General features: G+C 48.4%; 8 protein-coding genes and 3 pseudogenes. 10 read left to right on the forward strand and 1 reads right to left on the reverse strand.

Translation table 11 applies throughout. From position 1 onward, the window contains the following. The first annotated feature begins 510 nt into the window (after positions 1 to 510). The 10 genes and pseudogenes from ACGF5R_RS20655 (at position 511) to ACGF5R_RS20700 (ending at position 15,047) form a co-directional block, all read left to right on the forward strand. Complete coding sequence (locus ACGF5R_RS20655) at positions 511 to 2,175, forward strand: ShlB/FhaC/HecB family hemolysin secretion/activation protein (RefSeq protein WP_387692486.1); 1,665 nt, start codon at positions 511 to 513, stop codon at positions 2,173 to 2,175. Positions 2,176 to 2,223: 48 nt separating this feature from the next. Continuing rightward, positions 2,224 to 10,461: pseudogene (locus tag ACGF5R_RS20660) on the forward strand (hemagglutinin repeat-containing protein); the annotation flags it as partial. A 619-nt stretch (positions 10,462 to 11,080) separates the two neighbouring features. Continuing rightward, positions 11,081 to 11,344 carry a hypothetical protein gene (locus tag ACGF5R_RS20665; RefSeq protein ID WP_011145468.1) on the forward strand — a complete coding sequence of 88 codons (264 nt, stop codon included), beginning with the start codon at positions 11,081 to 11,083 and terminating at the stop codon, positions 11,342 to 11,344. A 263-nt stretch (positions 11,345 to 11,607) separates the two neighbouring features. Next, on the forward strand, positions 11,608 to 11,895 hold the full coding sequence (locus ACGF5R_RS20670) for a hypothetical protein (protein WP_240000893.1): 288 nt from the start codon (positions 11,608 to 11,610) through the stop codon (positions 11,893 to 11,895). Next, positions 11,892 to 12,194: a hypothetical protein gene (locus ACGF5R_RS20675; protein ID WP_112879647.1), complete on the forward strand. Its 303-nt coding sequence runs from the start codon at positions 11,892 to 11,894 to the stop codon at positions 12,192 to 12,194. Before ACGF5R_RS20670 ends, ACGF5R_RS20675 begins: the two co-directional genes overlap by 4 nt. Positions 12,195 to 12,196: 2 nt before the next feature. Then, entirely contained in the window at positions 12,197 to 12,748 is a 552-nt protein-coding gene (locus ACGF5R_RS20680) for an immunity 42 family protein (protein ID WP_387692488.1), read from the forward strand. Positions 12,749 to 12,965: 217 nt separating this feature from the next. After that, positions 12,966 to 13,208: pseudogene (locus tag ACGF5R_RS20685) on the forward strand (hemagglutinin); the annotation flags it as partial. Positions 13,209 to 13,525: 317 nt separating this feature from the next. Further along, positions 13,526 to 13,702, forward strand: a complete 177-nt coding sequence (locus ACGF5R_RS20690; protein ID WP_376744737.1) for a toxin C-terminal domain-containing protein — start codon at positions 13,526 to 13,528, stop codon at positions 13,700 to 13,702. Positions 13,703 to 13,705: 3 nt separating this feature from the next. Continuing rightward, positions 13,706 to 14,161, forward strand: coding sequence for a hypothetical protein (locus ACGF5R_RS20695; protein ID WP_112879645.1), 456 nt, complete (start codon positions 13,706 to 13,708; stop codon positions 14,159 to 14,161). A 399-nt stretch (positions 14,162 to 14,560) separates the two neighbouring features. Beyond that, positions 14,561 to 15,047 (forward strand): annotated as a pseudogene (locus ACGF5R_RS20700) (DUF2569 domain-containing protein). Positions 15,048 to 15,367: 320 nt separating this feature from the next. Here the strand turns inward: ACGF5R_RS20700 and rtxA are convergent. Continuing rightward, positions 15,368 to 24,346 (reverse strand): MARTX multifunctional-autoprocessing repeats-in-toxin holotoxin RtxA (gene rtxA, locus ACGF5R_RS20705; protein ID WP_387692490.1); only part of this gene is annotated, 8,979 nt, incomplete at its 5' end.

Genomic DNA, 24,346 nt, shown 5'->3' on the forward strand with positions numbered 1-24,346 from the left:
TGTGATAATCCTAACCGTTTGTTTTAACCCGTATAACACTTTCACGGCGGCTTGCACGACTTCTGATGCTGTTTGCTATTGAGCTTAACGATAAGGGTATACCGCGTCTTACTTTTCTGCCAACTGAGCTAAAAGTTACCATCTAACCTCATCAAAAAAGATAATATTTCATCACCAATTTACGACAATCATCACTTTTTCAGTGATTACATCCTGAAATAAAACATCATAAATGTGATTAACATCACATAATTAACACAAAAAATAAAATTAATTTGAAATTATTAGTATTGGTTATTAAATGATTAATATTAATCTATTTTTTACACAATATTGTCACAAAATAATCACATTGGCCTGTTTTTTGCCTTGCAATATAACCCCTTGTTTTTGCTGCTAACTTAACCAATTTCCCTATTTTAGATGTCCATTTGATCATCAATCCTAAATATTGATCGCTAAGTTAAATTCGTGGTTAATACCGCTCTAGCATTGTGGAATAGAAAGTCAATGAAAAGCAGTATTTTAGTGTTTGCGGTTTTTTATAGCGTGGTTTCAGGCAGTCAGGCCGCAGACCTCTCAGCACAACAACTCATTCATCAACAGGCCCGCCAGCAAGCCCTGGAGGCGCAATTAGCCCCACCCTCTGCGGAGGTTCACCTGTCTGTCCCCGAACAGGCGGTGTCATCCGCCTTTCCGCTGGAAACGCCGTGTTTTCCGATCACCCGCGTCGTGTTGGCAGGCACTGAAAATTTCCCGCGCTGGTTGCCGTTCAGGCGTGTCGCTCAACAGGGCGAAAACCATTGCCTGGGCGATAAAGGCATTAACCGGTTGATGACCCAATTGCAAGATCAGCTGATTAATCACGGTTATGTCACCAGCCGGGTTCTGGTTCCTCGTCAGGATTTGCGTACCCAAACGCTAAAACTGGTGATGATACCGGGCAACATCCGGCATATCCGCTATACCCCTGACAGCGGGAAATATATCCAGCGGATAACCCCCTTTCCCGCGCGTGAAGGAAAATTGCTGGATTTACGGGACATTGAGCAGGGACTGGAAAACTTGCAACGCTTCCCGACGGTTCAGGCGGAGATGAACATTGTCCCGGCAGCGCAACCGGGGGAGAGTGATATTGTGCTGGACTGGCGTCAGTCCCGGCACTGGCGAGTCGCCACGTATCTGGATGATACCGGGTCCAAAAGCACCGGCCGTTATCAGGGCGGACTCACCTTTTTTCTGGATAACCCGCTGGCGCTAAGCGACCTGTTCTATCTCTCCGGTGGACGCGATATTCATGCGTCTGCCGGGAAAGGCAGCCAAAACGACACGCTCTATTATTCGCTGCCCTTCGGCTACTGGATGGCGAGCGTGACGGCCAGTCATTACGATTATGTGCAGACAATCGCCGGGCTGAATCAGGCGATTCAATACCGGGGCAAAAGCCAAAATCTGGCGGTCCAGCTCAGCCGGGTTTTACACCGCAACGCCGACCAGAAAACCCTGCTCAACGGTGAAGTTTATCGCCGGGCGTCCCGCAATTTTATTGACCACACCGAAATCGATGTTCAGCGCCGGGAAACCGCAGGCTGGAAGCTGGGGCTGTCCCATCATCACGCTATCGGCAACGCCACTCTCGATACCAAAGTCACTTACCAACAAGGCATGCGCTGGTTTGGCGCGCAACCGGCGCCGGAAGAGTACCGCAATGAGGGGACAGCTTTGCCTAAAATCACCCAATTCTCGGCGACGCTGGCCGGGCCGTTAACGCTGTTTTCTCAACCCTTTTCTTATCAAACCCAGTATCTGCGACAGATAAGCGCCAGCCCATTGACGCCCCAGGATCGCTTTTCCATTGGCGGCCGCTGGACGGTACGCGGCTTTGATGGCGAGTTGACCTTATCCGCTGATCGGGGTTGGTACAGCCGGAACGAACTGGACTGGCAAACCCCGCTGAAAGGGCAGTCGCTGTATCTGGGGATCGACTATGGCGAAGTGGGCGGACGGGGCAGTGACGCGCTGCTCGGAAAACACCTGGCGGGGAGTGCGCTGGGCTGGCGAGGCAGCCTGAAAGGGGTGAGCTACGACCTGTTTGTCGGCGTCCCGCTGTCCAAACCCGCCGGTTTCCAAACCTCCCCGGTCACGGCCGGATTCAACCTGTATTGGCAGTATTAATTCAAATAGCAAAACTGCCAGTGGGTAGTGTTGTGTGGAGCAAAAATCATGAACAACCAGTTATATCGTATTATCTTTAATCAGGCCCGTCAGATGTGGATGGTGGTGGCCGAGATAGTGTGTGCCGGGCGCGGACGAACCGGACGCCGCGCTCGTCGCCCCTCTTCACCGCAACGTCGTTGTCGGCTTACTGCGCTACGGTTTGGGGTGTTATTCGCCCTTGGCGGGATTTCACTCACTGCACAGGCAGCGATTGTGGCCGACGGACAGGCGCCGGGGCGTCAGCAACCGACCGTCATTCGCAGCGCCAACGGTACGCCGCAGGTCAATATCCAGACGCCCGGTTCTGATGGCGTTTCTCACAACAGCTACCGTCAGTTTGATGTGGATAAACAAGGGGTTATCCTTAATAACAGCCATCAGGCCACACAGACCCAACTCGGCGGCATGGTGGCGGGTAATCCGTGGTTAGCCAAAGGGGATGCCAGTGTTATCCTCAACGAAGTCAACAGCCACGACCGCAGTCACCTCAACGGCTGGATTGAAGTAGCCGGGCATAAAGCCGAGGTGATTATTGCCAACCCGGCGGGTATCACCTGTAATGGTTGCGGGTTTATTAATGCGCATCGCACCACGCTCACCACCGGGCAAGCCCTGATGGAACGGGGCCGATTGAAAGGGTTTGATGTCAATCAGGGGGAAGTGCGCATTGACGGGCACGGCATGGACAGCACCCGGCAAAGTTACACCGATATTATCGCCCGCTCCGTGGCGATTAACGCCAAATTACATGCGCAAGACCTGAAAGTGACCACCGGGCGCAATATTGTGGATGTGGCGCATCAACAGATTGAGAAAAAATCGGCAGGCAATGAGAAGCCCCCGGAGTTTGCGTTGGATGTGGCGGCACTGGGCGGCATGTATGCCCATAAAATTAGGCTAATAGGCACCGAAACGGGGGTGGGCGTCCATAATGCCGGCAATATCGGGGCCTCAGCCGGGGACGTGCATATTACCGCCGATGGCTGGATAGAAAACCGCGGCGCCATCAGCAGCCGTGACGGGCTGCAATTAACGTCGTCTTCCAATGTGACTAACGCGGGCAAATTGTTGTCACAATCAACGGTGAATTTACAAGCCAACGGGGCGTTAAAGAATCAGGGCCGGGTGGAGGCCCGCGGCGATACCGCCGTTACCGCAGGCACCATACACAGCAGCCATGACAGCGTCTGGGCCGCCGGACTGGATGATAAGGGCAACACCACCCGCCCCGGTTCACTGACCCTGACCGCGCAACACGTTCAGGCCAATGGCAAAAATCTGGCGACCGACACGCTGGCCGTCCACAGTCAACAGATTGACCTGAGCGACAGCCAGACCGCCGCTAGCCAGATTCAACTCACCGCCGGCCAATCGGGGATAAATACCGCTCGCGCCACCGTTAACGCAAACCGTTTGACTGCGAAAACGCCGGGCCAGTTTAACAACAACGGCGGCCAGTTAGTGGCGCGGGAAATCCACCTCACGACCCCGGATATCTCTAACCTGAAAGGAAAAATTAACCAGACAGGAAGCGGTGAACTGACGCTCCATACCCGCACCCTGAATAACCGTGAAGGGACAGTGTTCAATCAAGGGAAACGGTTGATCCTCACCACAGACCAGCTCGACAACCATCAGGGCAACATTGCCAGTCAGGGCGAGGACCTGCGTCTCACTGCGCGTCACGCAGATAACACTCAGGGCACGGTGCAACTGGCGGGTAACGGGAAACTGGCACTCAACAGCCAACACTGGCTGGGCAATAAGGGCAAACTGCTCACCAACGGCGCCCTGACGATACAAGCCGGGGAACTGCAACTCAACCAGGCTGAAACTCAAGCCGGGCAGATTACCGTCAACGCGGATACCCTGAACCATCAAGGGGGTGTGATGCAACAACAGGGTAAAGATACGCTGTCTCTGACGGTGAACACCCTGAATAATCAGGAGGGCACCCTTGCCGGTAACGGTAACCTGAACCTTAAGGCAACGACCGTCGATAATCGTCATGGCAACATTGTGGCTGCCGACAAGGGCTCGCTGACACTGACGGTCAAAGACACGCTGGACAATCAGGCGGGCCGGCTGGAAGCGGGTAACGCGCTCCGGCTCAGCGCTGCCCAACTGGATAATCGCCGGGGTAGCCTTGTGGCTACCGGGGACAGCGCCACCCTGACCATTGGCAAGGCCATTCAGAATGCCAATGGTCATCTTGAAGCCAAAACCCGACTGACTACAACCAGCCAGACACTGGATAACACGCAAGGCGTGTTGCTGGCGCAGCATATCAACAGCCAGACCACCGGCCAGCCCTTCATCAATACGGCGGGACAGGTGATAGCCGGGGACACCCTGACCTTAAACAGTGGTGAACTGGATAATACGGCGGGGCTGTTACAATCCGGCCGCGAGATGGCCGTTGATACCCACGGGCATGGGCTCATTAATACCCGCAATGCCGACCAAAAAGGAGGCCGGTTGTTAAGCGGCGGGCAGTTAACCCTGCGTACCGGCGACATCGATAACACCGGCGGCATGATAGCCGCGGACGGCAAAACGACGCTGACCAGCAGCATGCTCAACAATACTCAGGGCCAGATAGCCGGGAATGGCGGGCTGGACATTCACAGCCGACAACTCACCAACCGCGAGGGTACCTTACAATCCGCAGATGCCCTGAATCTGGATACCGACGGGCAGTTACTGGATAACCAGCAGGGCCAGATTATTGGCGAGGGCAAAACCACCGTCACCAGCGGCCCGCTGGATAATCGCCACGGCCATCTTCAAGGCGGACAGTTGGTTATCGACACCCGACAGGCGCAAACCGATAACCGGGACGGCAAATTATTGTCGGCCGGTACATTCAACCTGAAAACCCAGCGGCTCGATAATCGACACGGGCAGGTGCAAGCCGTGGGCGACACCGTGTTGAATGTGAAGACCCAAACCGATAACACTGGCGGCCTTATCCGTGGTGGTCAGCAATTGACCCTGAGCACCGCTCACCTGATTAACCGCGACACGGCGCAGACGGATAAAGGACTGGAAGCGCAAAACCTGACGGTCAACGCTCAACAGGTGGATAACAACCAGGGGGCTTTACGGGCAGCCGACCACCTGCAAGCGAACATCCGTCAGACTCTGGATAATACCCAGGGGCTGGTCTCCGCAGGCAAACAGCTCACTATCAACCGCGAGGCTCAGCAACCGCATCTGAGGATTAACAACCAACAGGGCACCTTGATTGCCGGAAAACAGGTGGATATTAACGCCGAGGCCCTCAGCGGTGACGGCCAACTATTATCGCAGGGGGATATGGCCGTCACCTTAACCGAGGATTTTCACCATACCGGCAACACGGTGGCCAATGGCAATTTGACCCTGAAAACCACCGGCAATCTCCTCAATGACCGCCAGATAAAAGCCGGTCGGGCGCTACATCTTGATGCGCACAATCTGACCAACAGCGCTGCCGGTGAAATCAGCGCCGGACAAACGCAAATCCAGGTCCACGATACGCTGAACAATACCGGATTGATCGACGGCGGCCTGACCCATCTCACGGCCAACACCCTGAACAATACCGGCACCGGGCGCATTTACGGCGACCAACTCGCCCTCCAGACGGGCACGCTGAATAATACCGCGCAGGACGGCAAAGCCGCCGTGATTGCCGCGCGTGACCGGCTGGATATCGGGACTGGAACGCTTAACAACCAGCATCATGCCCAGATTTACAGCGTGGGCGATATGCACATTGGCGGCCAGTTGGACAACAGCCTGACGGCCACCGGTCAGGCCCGTGAGCTCAATAACCACGCGGCGACAATTGAGGCCGGGAAAAACCTGAAAATTCAGGCTGAGCAGATTCACAACACCAACGCCGGTCTGGTCACCCAAGTTGTCGAAACAGAAAAATCACGACATCACGATGCGGTATTGAGCGGCCAGACCACCCGCTATGACTGGTCGCAGGTGGACACTTCCCGCCACAACAAATACGGCGTGCACGATGCCATCATGCCGGACGGCAGCCGCAGTAATGACTTTTACGAATATCAGTACACCCGCACTGTCAAGGAAACTCAGGTCAAACAGAGTGACCCGGGTAAAATTCTGGCGGGCGGCAATATCACGCTCAACAGTGCGGAAGTCACTAATCACGACAGCCAAATTGTTGCCGGCGGCGAGCTGAACGGCGAAATAGGCGAACTGCACAATATAGCCACTCAGGGGGAACGCATCACCACCGATAAAGGTCGCCAGACTCACTGGTATGCGAAAAAGAAACGACTTAAGCCCAGATTCCGCGGTACTAAAACCTCGCAGGGAAAAAGCCGCAGTGGTTATCACCCTGCCCCGGTGATAGAAACGATTGACCTGAAAACGCTGGCCTGGCAGGACCATACCCGTCCACAGAACACCGATATCACGATTACAGACCGACAGACCGGTCAGATACACGCGGCTCCCACGGCGGTCAAACCGGTGAGCGGGATAAACGACCAGCCTCTGGTCTTGCCCCCCGGCCAGCCATTTGAACTGAGTTTGCCCCCGGAGACGGTGAAAGGACAAACAGTCGATCCGGTGATACGCGTGGTGACTCCTAACACCCGCCTGCCGGATAACAGCCTGTATACGGTGCAACCGGGCAGCGACAGCCACTATCTGGTCGAGACCGACCCGAAATTCACCCAGTATAAACAGTGGCTGGGCTCGGATTATATGCGGCAACAGTTAACCCATGACCCGGCGCTGGTTCACAAACGCCTGGGGGATGGGTTCTACGAACAGCGGCTGGTGCGGGACCAAATCACCCAACTGACCGGCCGGCGTTATTTGCCCGGCTACAACAACGACGAAGCACAGTTTAAAGCGCTGATGGATGCCGGAATTGCCTTTGGCCAACAGCAACAGTTAACGCCGGGCGTCGCCTTAAGTCCGGCGCAGATGGCATTGCTGACTTCGGATATTATCTGGCTGACTAACCAAACCGTGACCTTGCCGGATGGCACTACCGAGGTGGTCACCGTACCGCAGGTGTATGCGCGTGTCCGTCAGGGCGACCTGAGCCGTGATGGCACCTTGCTGGCCGGTAATACCGTGGCGCTTAACAGTCAGGGCGATATCACCAACAGCGGCACGATTAGCGGGCGTGACGTCACCCAACTGACCGCCAGCAACCTGACCAACAGCGGCTTTATTCGCGGCGGCAAAGTGGATTTGACGGCCCAACAAACGCTCACCAACCGGGGCGGGCAGATTCAGGGAGATGACCGGGTAACGTTGAAAGGTCGCGATATCACCAGCGCGTCTACGTTACGCGGGGATGAGGCTAACCGCTGGCTGGACCGTCCGGCGGGGATTTATGTGCAGAACGATAAAGGCACCTTATCGCTGAGCGCCATCAACAATGTCCAATTAACCGCCAGTGACATCAAAAACGCCGGTAAAGACGGTCGCGCCGAGATAACGGCAGGCCATAACCTGACGCTGGATACCCTAAGCACAAACCGTACAGAACAGGGGAATTGGGGGAAAGATAACTATCGCCATCTGACCCAACAACAGGATATCGGCAGCCAGATAACCGGTGCCGGTGAGGTGACCCTGCAAGCCGGGCAGGATTTGACCGCCACCGCCGCTCACGTCAATGCCGGTCAACACCTGACGGCGCAGGCCGGGCATAACCTGACGCTGACAACCGGTACCGCCTCATCCGACTTAGTGGAGCACAGTAAACAGACCAGCAAAGGCTGGCTGTCGAAGTCGTCGGTGGAAACCCACGATGAAGTGCACGACCGGCAGGCGCTCAGTACCACATTCAGCGGCGATAAAGTGACTTTACAGGCCGGTAAAGACCTGCATATCAGCGGCAGCAATGTGGCAGGCACGCAAGATGTCAGCCTGAACGCCGGTCATCAGCTTACCGTCGCCACCGCCGCAGAATCTCACGGTGAAACCCATTTGCGGCAGGAGAAAAAATCGGGCCTGATGGGCACGGGCGGGATTGGTTTTACCGTTGGCAAAGCCAGCCAGAAAACCACCACCGACAGCGACAGCCAGCTTAGCAAAGGCAGCACGGTCGGCAGCAGCCAGGGCAATGTGGTTCTTAATGCGGGAGAACAACTCCGTATTCACGGCAGTGAGGTGATTGCCGGTAAAGACCTGACGCTGACCGGTCAACAGGTCACTGTCACCAGTGCGGAAAACCGCAATCACACCACAACAAAAACCGAACAGAAACAGAGCGGCTTAACCGTGGCGCTGAGTGGCGCTGCCGGCGGGGCCGTCAACAGTGCGGTGCAAACAGCCAGAACCGCCCGCAATGAAAGTGACCTGCGCCTGAAAGCGTTGCAAAATACCAAAGCCGCGCTGAGCGGGGTACAGGCGACTCAAGCCGCCCGACTGGCGGAAGCTCAGGGCAGTGACAGCAGCAGCAATAACAACCTGGCCGGGGTGAGCTTGTCCTACGGTCGCCAGTCTTCCCGTTCAGAACAGCAGTCCCGTCAGACCACCCAACAGGGCAGCCACCTCACTGCCGGGGATAACCTCACGATAACGGCGCACGGTGACGATAAAGGGACATCAGGTTCGAACGGCGATATCCGCATTCAGGGCAGCCAGTTACAGGCGGGCAAAGACCTGAAACTCAATGCGAGTCGGGATATTGCGCTCTCATCCAGCCAGAACACCGAACAGACCGCCGGCAAAAACAGCAGCCACGGCAGCTCGCTGGGCGTGGGCCTGACCGCTGGACCCGGAGGCACCGGTCTGAACGTCTCGGCCAATGTCAGTCGGGGCAACGGCCGTGAAAACGGCAACGGCGTCAGCCACCATAACACCACGTTAGACGCAGGACAGACCATTACCCTCAACAGTGGCCGGGATACCACGCTGAAAGGGGCACAAGTCAGCGGCGAACAGATTACGACGACGGTGAAGCGTAACCTGGCATTAAGTAGCGAGCAGGACAGTAACCGCTATGACAGCCAGCAACACAACGCCAGCGCGGGCGTCAGTACCACCGTAGGGCCCCTCACCAACGGTACAGCAAGCCTCAGTGCCAGCCGCAACAAACTGCACAGCAATTACGATTCGGTGCAGGAGCAGACCGGGCTGTTTGCCGGTAAAGGCGGCTATCAGGTTAACGTCGGCGACCACACCCAACTGGACGGTGCGGTGATAGCGAGTCAAGCTGACAAAGCCAAAAACACCCTCAACACCGGAACACTGGGTTTTAAAGATATTCAAAATAAAGCGGACTTTACTGTCGAACAGCAGAGTGCGGGCGTCAGCCTCGGTCAACCAACCACCGGTCAGGTGCTGAATAATCTGGCGGTCAATGCGCTGACAGGCTCAAATAATCAGGGCCATGACAGCAGTATCACGCATGCCGCGGTCAGTGACGGCAACCTGATTATTCGGGACAAAGCGCACCAAACGCAGGATATCGCGAACTTAAGCCGTGATACCGATAATGCGGCCAATGTCTTGAGTCCGATATTTGATAAGGAAAAAGAACAGCAGCGGCTGAAACAGGCGCAACTGATTGGCGAACTCAGCGCCCAGATGACCGAGATAGCCGGGACGGAAGGGAAAATTATCGCTACCCAAGCGGCGAAAGCGAAACTCAATCATATCAGTGAACAGGACCAAGCTGATGCCAAAGAAAAATTGATCAACGCAGGCAATCAACACCCGACTCTGGAGGATATCAATAAACAAATTTATGACACCGCTTACACGCAGGCGCTGAATGACTCCGGCCTGGGGACCGGCGGCAAATATCAAAAAGCGTTACAGGCGGCTACGGCAGCGATTCAGGGGCTGGCGGGGAACAATCTTGGTCAGGCGCTGGCCGGCGGCGCATCGCCGTATCTGGCCGGGGTGATTAAAGAACTGACTACTGACCCGCAAACCCATCAGGTGGATATCGCCACCAACACGCTGGCCCATGCGATTTTAGGCGCGGTGGCGGCGGAAGTCAGTGGCAACAATGCCTTGTCGGGAGCAGCCGGCGCTGCTTCTGGTGAACTGGCGGCTCAGGTATTGATTAAGCAACTTTACGGCGATAAGGCTAACGTCAGTGAGTTAACGGAGGAACAGAAACAGACTATCAGCACCCTCTCTACCCTGGCGGCTGGGCTGGCCGGCGGCATTGCCGGTGATTCCAGCGCCAGCGCCCTCACTGGTGCGCAGGCCGGGAAGAATGCGGCGGATAATAATGCCCTAAGTTTACCCAAAGGCATGGCAGATTACGGTCGGTCAGCATCCAGTCTGGCTGCTGCGATGTTAAATGAAGGTAAATCTCCCCAAGAGATTTCGGCTGCATTGTCAAAACATGCCAAAGGTGATCACCCGGAAGGGCAAGATCCGGCAAGAGGATTGTTAGTCGCTTGGGGTGCAGGTGCTTCTGCTGTGGGAGGGACTATAGTTGCGCCTGTTGCTGGGACCGCAGCCGTAGTGGGTGGAGCTTTACTTGGTGCAATATCTGACACCGGAAAACAGCTTATCACTATGAAACCAAACGAGAATTACAGCTATACTGACACGCTTATAGCTGCCGGAGTGGGAGCATTAACCCAAGGTAAAGGTTTGATATATACAGAAGGGGTAAATATTGGTGGAGCTTGGCTAGGTAGCAAGCTTAAAGGTGAAGATGCAACTGGAGCTGTTATAGGTGCGGCTGTTGGTACTGTAGCAGGTGCTAAAGGTGGAAAAATAATTACAGATAAACTGGCTCCTGTCGTTATCAGTCCTGTAGCGTCAGAAATAGGTGGGGCTATCGGAGGTACTGTTGTAGGTACAGTAATAGGCACTGGTATTGAAAACCAGATAAAAGAAAATGGAGCTAAAAATGGAAAATAAACGAATAGGATTAAAAGCTTTTATCCTACTTACAGCTTACTGGACATCGTTTATTTTTCTTTTGGCCTTTATTGCAGGGTTAGCTGTACCTGCATTTTATTATTTTGAAAATGGTTATTTTAATTATCATTGGAATGATTTTATTTACACTGCGAGAGTAGGAGTTGGTGCAGGATTGCCTGTTGGAATTGGAATTTGGGTATTGGCGAAGATAGAAGAAATTCGCAAAAGAAAATCCTCTTCAGATCCTTAGCTACTTAATTCCGGCCAATATAATCGCAAGTCTGGGTACAGCTTGTTGTCGATAATAATCACTTAAGCGTTGACCAGAATCGCTCAAGGAGCGAGGAACTGGTCAATTGTCAGGGAGATAGCAGTTGTCGTGCGACGGTCAGAGATAAATATCGGCAGGAATATGATCAGGTTCAGGCGCGGATAGCAACGTGTTCAGGCGCTGACCAGTGTGTTGCGGTTGCCAAAGAGCTGCGAGCATTACAGGGTGATTACAGTGCCCGGATGAGTGAAATTCAGGAAAAAGCCAGAATGCAGGGACTGGATTCCCTCACACCGGCAGAAGTGCGGGAATGGGCTGATTTACGGGGTGCGATGTCGAATATTGATGCCTCCCGCAATTTAGTGCTCCATCGTGCCCAAGTCACCGGTGGCTCAGAAGAAACGACCCAGGAAATCGTGAAGATTATGGGGCAGACGGGGATTGCGGCGTCTGCGGGGGTTGCCGGAGGGATCAGTAAAGCTGGCGCAAAAGGGGTAAGGGAAGTGCTATACCGGCTCCTGATCCTGTGACAACTAATAATGGATTAGTGTATAAATCAAACCCTAAACATACTCCAGGACAAATAGGTTATCACCATAATGCCGGGACTGAACCTAAAAATTCGATCGAATTGTTTGGCAATTCAGTTGCAAGTGGTAAAAAAAGATACGCATTGGATAGTAATGGTAATGTACATCAATTTACCAATACTAATGATGGTACGTGGCATTGGTCCGGTAGCACAGGTGATAAAAGTGCGGCATTAAGCAAGAGCGACGTTCCATCAGACGTTAAAAAGAAACTTGGTTTACCTGGAAAATGGAGATAATTATGATTTTTGGTGATCCAAATCATTTTGCCATACTTATAGATTATTTATCTGATTGGAGTACAGAAAATGGATATAGAAATGGCTTATTTCATTTTTGTATAGATGGAAAACTGTATCCAAATAGTGCGAAAGTAGCAACATTAGGAGGAGATATCCTTTGTTTATCTGATAGTAATGCTTTGGTATTACCTGTTGAAAATAATAATATTTTCAATATGGAAAAAAAAGAAGCTTACTTCTCTATGTTAAAAACAATGTTGCCTGAACGGGCTGAACCAGAGAAAGAAGTATCAGACGATTTTGTTACTTCTTACAAATATCAAGCATCTACATATAATTTAGAAAATGACTGTTGTTATGTTTTTGCTGTATCTAATGGCAGTATGATAAGAATCTTAGGTGCAAAACTGAGTGTTTTAAATGGTAATGATGATGTTGGATATCATTGGGAGGAAATACTAAAACCACATGTTACTGATATTATTTTAGAAAAGGAAACAGTGAAAAACATTGTCACTTCTACAATAAATTATTATTACTGCCTAAAGTAAAATCCCCCCATGTGGACCGTACCCCAAATGTTGGATAATCATCTAACTCTAAAGGTGAGGTTCATCACATCAAGGCAAAGTGGCTTATCGAGCTGAAAAGTCGCGTCGGGGTGTTATTGGCCAGGAGTCAAACCGTACAGGGAAAAACAGGTTGTAACTGACTGAGTACCATAGAAAAAATAGGTGCTTGGCGGTCAACTTCGCACTGGAATGGGTTGTTGCTGACAATAATTTCTTAGGTAAACTGGTAACGGAAGGGTGTGCAATAGCTGCCCCATGCCGTGCCAAAGTGGCAGAGAAAGTCCTGGAGATAGGTGTTAAGGCGGGTATAACTGGAGTAGTAGCGAAGGAAATTGCTGATAAGATTTCTTCAGAAGACTTAGACCATCTGATTATGCTTCAGATGATGGGAAATGATGAAATTACACAGAGTTACCTAAATACACTTCAGAATAAATACACTCAAGTTGCTCATCCAACTGATCTACCAGAACATACCGGCGGTGATCAATCCGGTGATATCAGGAAATACCCTAATCATACCGGTGGAAACAACAGTTAGAGCCGGGTAGTATACCGAACCATACAGGCAATGAGGAGAATCGGTCTGGTATTACGCCAAATCATACCGGCAATACGGAAGGTAAGCCGGATACTGGCGGAAATACTACAATTACGCCGATCCCGGAAAAGCCGAATAAAGACGACTTAGCTTATCTGGCTCTGAAAGGAAAAGAAGCCCAAGAGGCAGCAGGGAAATTAGGCTTTGATCGGAGAATAGCTCCTCCTAAAGCACCATTTAATTCACATGGGCAACCTGTGTTTTTTGATGGTAAAACCTATATTACTCCCGATGTTGATAGCCATAATGTTACTAATGGCTGGAAAATGTTTGACCGTAGAGGCAAGCGAATGGGGACTTACGATAGTGATCTGAACAGAGTTAAGGACTGATTGATGTTTGGTATATTTCCCGGTGATGCACCCATCAGAGAAAACAATGAGCTAGTTCTGCCTGCAACAATTATTATTGATACATTTACAGAAGCAGTTCACATACCTTTATCTTATTGGAGCTTTGAGGATTACAAGCAGAGTTGGCGAACTTCTCTTGAAGAGGGTATACACAGTAAAAAGCCTGTAGCGCTAGCTGTATCAATGTATGAGCCTGATTACACAAATTTTATATTTGCTTGGATCATATATTTCGCAGGTGAAGAAGTTTTCTTACAAAATAGCATCCTCTTTTTAGATGAGTGTCCAGGTTTTACTCCTGAGAAGATAAATAACTTCATAGAGTCGCGTACTACGCACAATGAAGATGGGATGAAAATATCTGAATGGAATACTGATCTAAATAGTATTATAGATTTTTATAACAGTCTTAAAATTAATACAGAATCCCAATCTTGAATTAGGATTTCTACTTTATTCTCCACTAAATTATAGTGGAGAATAATGCACTAGCAAGTGTACTGGCGGCGGCCGAGGAGAATGAAAAAAGGTACAGTTGGGAAATAGCAGTATAATGTGAGATTTAAAGAATGATCGAGTAAAGTTTTTCTTTATTAAAAACATCATATGGATATTAGTTATATTTTTATGAATCTAACTATTTCTTTATTATCAGATGGTTGCCTTGATTTTTTATAGATGGAATATTTCTTTTTTCACTTGAAGATGTAAATAAGGCTATTAAAAATAGGGGGGTTTATCAGACTAATATGTTATTGTTTTATATACTATCACCTGTATGATTTACGTAAATTAATAATCAATCTTTGGATTGAGATTACTATTTGGAGAAATTTTATGAAGTGTATTAAATGTGAAAACCCAGCATTGCATGAATCAGATTTTTGTGCAGCATGTGAAGAGAAAGAACTGAGTGGAATTGGCGGATTTCTCTATTTTCCGGCAATAAATATTATCTTTGCAATATTAAGTTCTTTATTTAGTTCATATAAAACGATGACAACCTTGATCTCTGGTTATGATTTTCTAGGTGAATTACGTATCCTTATAGGATTTGAGTTTATTTGTTTTACCATTATTTTTGGAGTTGCACTTTATACATCTATTCTTTTCTTTAGAAAAAAGAAAAGAACACCTTTATATTATCTTTTTAATTTTTACTTCATTATTTGTAATAACTGATTTAGCATTGGCTCATTATGTATATGAAATAAAACTGGATTATAATTATCTCTTCTTGCTTTTTAGAGCTGTGTTTTATACATGTATATGGGTACCTTACTTTATTATATCTATCCGAGTTAAAAGAACATTTATAAAATAATGATTTAAATTAAACTATTTTGCAAATAATATTCAATAAGAGTAGGTTAATTTTTTGCAACTCATATTTATTCAAAAAATATGGCAATCAAAACTATCCCGGCTTTGTGAATTATTTACAAAAGTCAGGCAATTTAAATCACTCGTTCATCAAGGTCTGAGTACTGTATTTTGCTGAACTCAGACTATTTAATTTCTACTTGATTCGTAAGCATGCGGCGGAAAAGGGTAAGCTAGCGATAATACCCTTGCAAGATTAAGATGGCTCACCTATCCAGTGAGCCATTTTTATTGTTATTACTTAGCGTTATAGCAAGTTAATCAGGCAAATTTACCCTTGCCAATTGCGGTATCTGCCCACGCCGTCGTAATAGCCTCTTTCGCCTTGCTGTCCAGCCCTTCGATAAAACCGTTATCACCGACTGTCGGGGCAAAACTACTCATTGCCTGAATCAAGGTGTCAACCGCATTGTCGGAAAGTGCCGTAAATTCACGCACTCCTGATGCATTCTTACGCTCCATTTGAGTCACTAATTTGGCACGATTACCATTAAAGTAATCACTAAAAGTGACGGAACCCACCGATTCAAATACACCCTGAGCGGTTTTATCCTGAGTACAGCGATTCACTGATAATACTAAATCGTATCCGCTGCGCTGGAACCACAGGTCTTGCCAGTCAATACCGTTAAAGACAATCATGTCTTCCGCATCGATATCATTAACCTGACAATCAATTACTTTACTACTGACCACAAAGCTGTCTACTCCTGCGCCACCCTGGAAGTGGTTTTGATATCCCCCCAAAACCAGTAGATCTTGACCGTCACCACCATCAAACTGACTAAACTTCGAAATAGTAGCGGCTATCAGGTGGTCATCTCCTTCTCCACCATTAATTACCGCATGATAGCCCATCAGTTTAATGACATCGTCACCCATGTTGCCATCAATTCGGTTGTCATTACCAAACACCCTGCCAAAGTCATTGCCTTCACCTAGCTCAACCCGGTTGTTATTACCGATGGTCACGGCATAATCTTGATCTTCCCCAGTATCTACCTGATTGTAGTTACCAGAGGTGACAACGTAGTCATGCCCGTTACCGGCATCAATAAGGCCACCTTCGCCAAAAACAAATGTCTGATCATTACCCTCACCCATGAACACATGGTTAATGCGTCCAGCTACTACTGCGGTATCATCGCCACTACCACCAAACATCCAGTTTTCACGTCCCATCAGAACGCCCAAGTCATCACCTTCACCACCGGTAAAGATGTTGGAAGTGCCGATGGAGTAATAAACATCATCTCCGCGGCCACCCCAGAAGTTGTTGTTATCGCCCAGATAAGCACCAAGATCTTTACCGTCACCGCCCCAGTTGAAGTTATAGTTCCCTAACGAGATATGGATATCGCTATCCCCTTGCAGATGACCGCTGTTACGCAGGAAATCAAAGGTTTTCTGCTCCATATTGAGCAGATCTGCCGTGAGATTCTCTTTCAGATTGGTCACTAATGACTTCATCTCTTCTTGTTTATCTTTGCTGAATATCGTCGCAAACAGGTTAGGCAAATTCAGCGAATTAAAGCCCAAGGCACGCTCTGATTTGTCATTAGCCTGACTATCCCCACTGTTGATGGCACCCGGTATACTCTTTTCCCGATTTTTATCAGGCGCTTTCTCTTTCAACCCATGACTGACAAGAAATGATTCAATACCATCGGCACTCATATTGGCGTTCTGTTTCAAACCATCAATCAATTTATCCGGATCAGTCAAGGTACTTAGTTGATCACCACCAAACTGCTTAATAACTTCCAACATCTCTTGCAAAATCGCCTTGCCATCAACCGGCTTACCAGTACGGGCAACAATCTGTCCCTCCGGCGTGTAATCCACACCAAAAATATCCGCTAAAGTAGTATCGGCATTCACACTAGCTAACCGGCCAAGCAGTTTGTTTTTAAGCTGACGCGGTAAGTCCTGTAGATTGTAAGTAAATGTTGTTTTCGCCAGGCCCGTTGTTGAATATTGCTGCGTCATCAGACCAAACAGAGAACCCTGGTTGGTATCCAAAATCGATTGAATATGGTCACCGAACATAAAGTTCCAGCTACCGGTTGTGACCTGAATGTCCGCTCCCTGACCACCTACCGCAAAATTGAAAACCAGTTTCTCATTGGCTTGACGGAATTTATCCGCACGGCTCATTTTACTGGTATCAATATTGTTGCCGTGACCACTTAGCCATTGGTGGTACTTCTTGTTCAATGCTGCTTCTGTGTCACTTTTTAAACCACGGCTACTGCGCTCGCACTGCGAATCCAGATCAACCAAGGTCTTGTAATCCACACTGCTGGTTTGGTCTAAACCAGACATGTCCTGCACGAATTTTTTCGCGCCAGATAGCGTCCACTGCTGATTTTGCGCCGCCAACCAATTCCACTCCTCGTCGGAATGAGCAATAGATTTCAGTACACTAGTAATACGAGCAGCGCCATCAAATGGATTAACCAGCGGTGGCGTAGGGATGGATTTATCCATCATGACAATCAAGTCATTACTGCGACCTTGGTTGAAGCTGACGTTACGGTTACCAATAAACATCTGCGCCCCTTCAAACGCTTGATAACCACCCAGATCCACGCTGTGTTTACTGTCACCATCCCCAATGTGAACCATCACATTGTTGTCGCCAAAGGCCAGTGACTTAAAACCACCCGTACCCACTTTGATACCTACGTTCGATGTTCCCCAATTGATCGCAGTAAATTCACCGTCGCCCACGTTTACCTGTATATTCCCGGCATAATTCAGCGGCTTATCAGCTTGAGGATTTGAGCCAAGCTCTACCCTGTTTTTGCGCTTTCCTGGCGCGGTGAAAACATCATGGTTATCCGCAATTGCCCCTTTAGTTACTGAATCAGCATCGGTGTATCCCACCCCGGCAAGGTTGATATCGCTTTCAGCCACACCACGACGCAATTTTTCTGTTGTAGTCGTTAGTTCACCCTGTTCATTCCAACGTAACACCAGTTTGTTATCGTCCAACTTGTTAACCCACTGATTATTTTTATCGCGGGTAAATTTACGGCCTGTTGCATCAACGGCCACTTCACTACGACGCGCTGAAACATCACTATGGATACCCTGTTTATCTAAAGCAGTAATAAAACGATAGGCAAAACCATTCCGCTTGTCATCACTAATCAGTGAACAACCCACAATGCTGATACGATCAGGTTTACCCGCCAGGTTAAAGTTCTGACTGAACTGTTTTAGTTTTGTTGCCAATTCATCAGCACTGTAACCACTCAAACGAGTGTTATTTTGTGCCGATGCGCTACGGCCATGACCAACAATCTGCCAACGTAATTTGCCTGATAATCTGGCAGGATCACCATAAATGACATGATATTTGCCATCAGCATCAAGTTTAACCACTACGCTGGATTCTGGGTGTTTACTCGCCAGATTGATCGCTGCTTTTGCTACAATCGGGTCATTTTCCATCTGAATAATGATCTGACTACCAAAACGTATCCCGCGATTGTCACTCTTTTGCAGCGAGTTCTTCACCACGTCCCGATTTTTATTTTGAAAATCGGAGAGCGTCGATACAATCCTATCAGCATATTGGCTCATTAAAGCGCCGCTCTCAACATGACCATAAAAGGTTTGTTCACCCGATACGCGATAACCAGCAGCGGTCAATCTTGTACGCAGCTTTTCCCCTTCATGCCCTAAATCTTGATTGTCAGTTAACAACATGATCGGCGTATTGATCGGCAAGCCTTTGAGGTTTTTTTCTACTGAAAATCGTCCATTCATCGCTTTTGCCAATGCCCCAATCATGCCGCCAGGGTTTGGTATGTCATACGCGGTTATGGTTTTGGTCATACTCGATATTGGCCTGTCGAGTAACAGACCTGACACGGCTTGGTTATTTTGCGCTGCATATCGGGCAAGATCAGCCGCCACCGGCCCACCGACGGAATAACCATGAATGATAATATTACCCGGCTTAATACCTCGTTCTTGTACCAAATAGCGAAACATTGTCCGGGCATCCTGATAGAACCCTTGCTCACCTGGACTACCATCACTACCACCATAGCCCCGCATGTTGACAGCAAGTATATCAATGCCCTGCTTTTGATAGTGGCTTTGGATGTCATGAGCTTGCTCTTCCGCAGATAAACCTGAACCATGAAGGAAAAGCACGACTTTTTTCTCTGCTGCCGTCGAGATATCATCTGGTTTTATGTCACCTTGATGATAATATCCAGTTAAACGTCCCCCTTCGCCTTTTAGGGTGATTTTGCTTGAACTGCCATTAGCAACAGCATCATTAAGAATGGTCTGCGTCTCATCACTGATATGGCGGCGCTCTTCTTTAAAACCATACAGTTCGTTGTTAAAGAATCGGGTCACTGGGTTTAAAGAGTCTTTATCCTGTGGCGAAGTACCATCATCCTCAATTAATACCGACTCTGACGCTCCATTTTTGCCCGATAACGCCTGCAATACTTCCACCGGAGAGTTCTCTCTCTCTGGGGTATATTCTCGATAAAGATGTTGGGTTTTCTCAAATGCATTATTTATTGCCTGATTTACCCATAATTTTCCTTTACCTCCGGCGATATCCATCAGATCTGTATAACTGGCGGTGTAGTTTTGCAGTACCTGCCGACGTTCATCATCAGCCGTCTGCAATGCTTTGTAGACCACCAAACTTTCATTAACCGAATGACCGCCATCAAACACCAAAAACGCCAACGTATTAAGGTATGCCTGCTCTTGCGAGAAAGTAGGATCTTGACTGGCAATATAGTTATTGAGATGAACCATGATATTGGTCGAACCAGATGCCCCCGTTACCACGGAATGCCCCTGCGCCAGGGCGTTACGCTCAAGCGTTGTTTCCTGTCCAGGCGTCAGCACTCTGCCCGCCGCCACCTTTCTGCCAGACAGGAAATCTTCATATTGATCACCGGATGGCTGGTAAGGCAATGCAATACCATAATCATTGGTTTGCTGTTCAGTTAATTTCACTTTATAGGTAACATCCGCCATATTAGTTAACTTACTACTGGTGGAACGCGCCTTATAGATCTCATCCCGATAGAAAATATCCGCTTCCGCCTTCCATTGAGATAAATGTAACCCCATACCATCAGTGTTCGACATTTTTACTGCCAGAAACGGAATTTTGATCATTTCAAAGCCGTTATCCACCTTGGTCATCATGATCTTAAAGTTATCAAATGTCGGTTTTTGCAGGAATGCGGTCAGTTCAGGCACCCGACTGAACCAAGGACGAATATCCTTTTTAATTTTTTCGGCAAAAGCTTGCATCCTAATAGCAATTTGTCCGTCGAGTACAGGTGAGCCCGGAGTAATTTGCATATACGACTCAAACTCCTGCACCAGAAACTGACCTATCCGCCTAGAGGTCGCTATCGCATCAGGTGACGCATTTTTCACCAACGCATGCGCCAACTCAGAATCAAAACGACGGCCAAATAAGTTGTCAATATATTGGGTAGTTGACTTTTCTCTGTGAGCATCAGCCTGTAATGACAGTACCAAAGCATGTAACTCAGGATATGCCTGTAACTGGCTGGCAGCAGCATCAAATAACTTGATAGTTTCCTTCGATGTGACTTGTCCGGTGAGCCAGAGTCCTCTAGCTCGTCCAATCCAAAGCCTCGCTTCCGGGATATTCGCGGCTTCTAATCGGCTCATAAAAGCAATCAGACTTTCACTTTCGGTCTTAGGCGCTTCCCGTTCAGCGGTTGAATTCGTTCGAGTCAACGGGGTAATCTGCCACTCAATAAGACGATTAATTTCGTTTTGTGTTATACCGCCTTTTAAACCGACAACACGTCCGGTTCCATCAAAGATGACTCGCTGCTTAAGATGTTCAGCATGTCGAGGCGCCACGGCAATCCCAAGGACGCCAGCGGATTCAGCTCGCTGGACCTGCAAGTGCTCTATCATTCGGCCCATTTTAAAACGTACTAAGTTCACCTGATTGGTGCGTAGAGCAAATTCCTTTGGGCTACGCTGTTGCCAATCAGCTATCGCCTGTTCAAGTTGCGATACATGCTCTTCATCAAAATGACTCATCGTTTTATAGAAAGTGTCACGTACCGCGGTCAGCGCCTTACTAAGCTGCCTTTTCCGCCCCAATGTTCGTGCATTAGGATTGATAAATAGTTTATTTCCTTCTTTCAATAAATTAAATTTTGCACTTTCAAATAGAGCAGAATTTTTCTGCTCTACCTTGACATCATTCCCCAACGATTCCAGATTAATGCCTGAAATCCGCGGCACCTTTCTGGCTCGCTCACCTGAACTGTTCGACGTTGGCATCACCTTATCGTCAGATTGTACTTTGACAAACGATTGTACTTTGACAAACGATTGTACTTTGGCAAACTTTGAAGTAGTTAAAACGCCGGTATTTTCCGCGCGGATACTGGCATTTATCTGTAGACGCTCAACCGCTTGTTTAGCATCATCCAACGCTTGTAGCTCTTCTTTAGTCAATCCCTTGTAGAATCTTTTTTCAGCTTCCGGTATTAATTCGGGATCAATATAGCTACCTGTCTCCCCTGCTCCTGTCGATTCGTAGGCATTACCAGACAAACCACTACCACCGGCACCGGTACGATCAGCTTTGGAATCGCCCTGTTTTACCCCTCTAACATCTTCTTGTGCCTGGGCAATTTTATTTTCAGCCGCAGCAATATCACGTTTACCCCGATATTCCGCCCCTTGACAGGCGATATTTGCATCATTTTCTGCTTCTTTGGCCCGTTGTTGCTGTAATAATGCTTCTTCTTTTCTTAACTCTGCTTTCTTCTGAGCCTCTGCAATATCTTGTTTTGCACTGGCATGATGCTGCTCACTTTGTGCTACACCGGCCTCGGATTTCTTAACCGCTTCTTTTACTTGTTGTTGGTTATCCGTAATAGATCGTTGAGCATTAGCTAATTTTTTCTGGGTAATAAATTTGGTGTAATTCAGCTCGTCCTGAGCACGGTTCAAAAATTGGGAAGCAAACTGATTACGCCATTGATCACCTGATTGGCCGCAGTAATTGGCATAGTCACCAAGTACATCCAAACCTTGCGTCATGGAAACCAGTTTGTCAGTCTCCGCCTGCGCTTCTGTTTCTATCGCATTACGCTGTGTCAGCCCATTTCGGCTAACTGCTGCCTGATCCGTTAATTCCAACTGGGATTGCGATTTCGCAATTTCTGCCAGTTGTTTCTCTTTTTCCTGTTCCAACAGTTGGCGATCTTTTTCGGCTTTTTCTTTATCGCTTAACGCATTTTGTGCCGCTTTATCCTGTTTCACATGTTCGGTAATAATATTGGCTTGTCGTGAGCTCTTAGATTTTGCAAAAACGTTATCCAGAATATAGCCTACACCATCATTCAAGCCTGTTCCTTTAAACTCAATTCGATTACTGCCCGCTTTTGCTGTCAGCTCTAGTGTTTTATTTTGCCATTTCGCGGCATCGCCAAAAGTCGAGAAAACAAGTTTGCCGTTCCAGAAAACATCCATACCATTGTCGGCTGAATAAGCGTCGGGACGATTGGCAAAATCAAAGCTCAGAGAAATGACTTCTCCCTCAGAACGGTTTTGCAGGTCCTGATAAATAGTGGTGTTTTTATCAACATCAAGTTCACTGACTCGTTCGCCATAACGGGTATTATTAGGCCCATTAGTACTCACTGGGCTATAGGCCGCAATATCATTGGTTGATTGCCAACCCAATTTACCTTGCTCAAGGTCACTATTGACAATCAATGACGTCTCAGATTTCACAGCGATATTGTCTAAGATATAGCTAAATCCATCATCCTGGCCTGTACCTTTAAATTCAATCCGGTTAGTACCTGCTTTTGCCATTAAATCGAGTTTTTGAGTTCGCCATATAGCTCCCGGTCCAGAAGCTGAGAATACAGACTTACCATTCCACAACACCACTATTCCACAGTCACTCAGATCACGGTCCATCATCTCTAAATGACTCATAAAATCAAAAGTCAGTGAAACCACTTCTCCTTCAGACAAATTTTGTAATTCCCGCCAAATTACAGTGTTTTTATCAACATCAAATTTACTGACTCGTTCACCATCACCGGTATTATCAAGACCATAAGCACTCGCAGGGTTATATGCCTCTATATCATTAGTTGACTGCCAACCCAATTTACCTTGTTCAAAGTCACCATTGACAATCAGATTTTCATCCTGATCTGACTCCGATAGCGTTTTTTGACTCAAAACACTTTCTATTGAACTGACGTCAGACGTCTCCACGGCTGTTATAGCACCATTGAAACTATGGTTTAAATCTGAACTTACTGGCGCAATTTTATCCATCTGAAAGCCATCAATGGAGGAAACTTCCGCTAAATTTATCGCGCCTCTGCCTTCATGGGTGCCCGACGTGTTAGCTTCCTCCCCATGAACCAGATAGTTGATTGCCTGACTGCCTCCCACACCTAATGTTGTCTGTTTGATATGCTCAAAGAGGGAAGAAAGTTTGTTGCTTTCCGTAGCAGAGAAGCTGTAAAAATCACCATTACCAATTTTAATCGCCACGTTGTTGCGCGCATAAGAGGCATGGATACCCAAGCCATCACCCACATGGATATTGGCATTGCCGTTACCTTTCATGACCGCAACATTGAGGCCATTGCCCACTTTGGTATTAATATTGTGCTTACCCCACGCCAAGTTAACCGAAACGCCATTACCTACATGAGTGTTAATGTTAGCGTCACCATGAGCAGCGGTGACACTTAAACCATTGCCCACTGTCGTCGTGACGTTAGCTTTCCCTTTTGCTGCCGTAATCTGCATACCGTCACCCACTTTGGTGACGACATTGCCTTCACTCCATAAGGCATTAAAACTGTCTCCCTTACCCACCTGAGTGACAATGTTAGCCTTACCTTTCGTCAGCACCACATTACGCCCGTCACCGACTTTAGTGATCACGTTGGCTTTGCCCCAGGCACCAGTGTAATCGTCACCGTTACCCACATGGGTAATGATGTTGGCATCGCCCTGAACCACCGTGACTTCTTGCCCATTACCCACTTTGGTAACAATGTTCGCTTGACCTTTCGCGAAGTTGTAACGGTCGCCATTTCCCACCTGAGTCAGGATATTCGCTTCACCCCAGACCGCATTCACCCCGGTGCCATCCCCAACTTTGGTGATAAGATTGGCTTTACCTTTGGCAAACCCCACTGTCGTGCCCTCGCC

It is taken from the genome of Photorhabdus sp. RM71S (assembly GCF_042879355.1).
In the GTDB taxonomy this organism is placed as follows: domain Bacteria; phylum Pseudomonadota; class Gammaproteobacteria; order Enterobacterales; family Enterobacteriaceae; genus Photorhabdus; species Photorhabdus kayaii.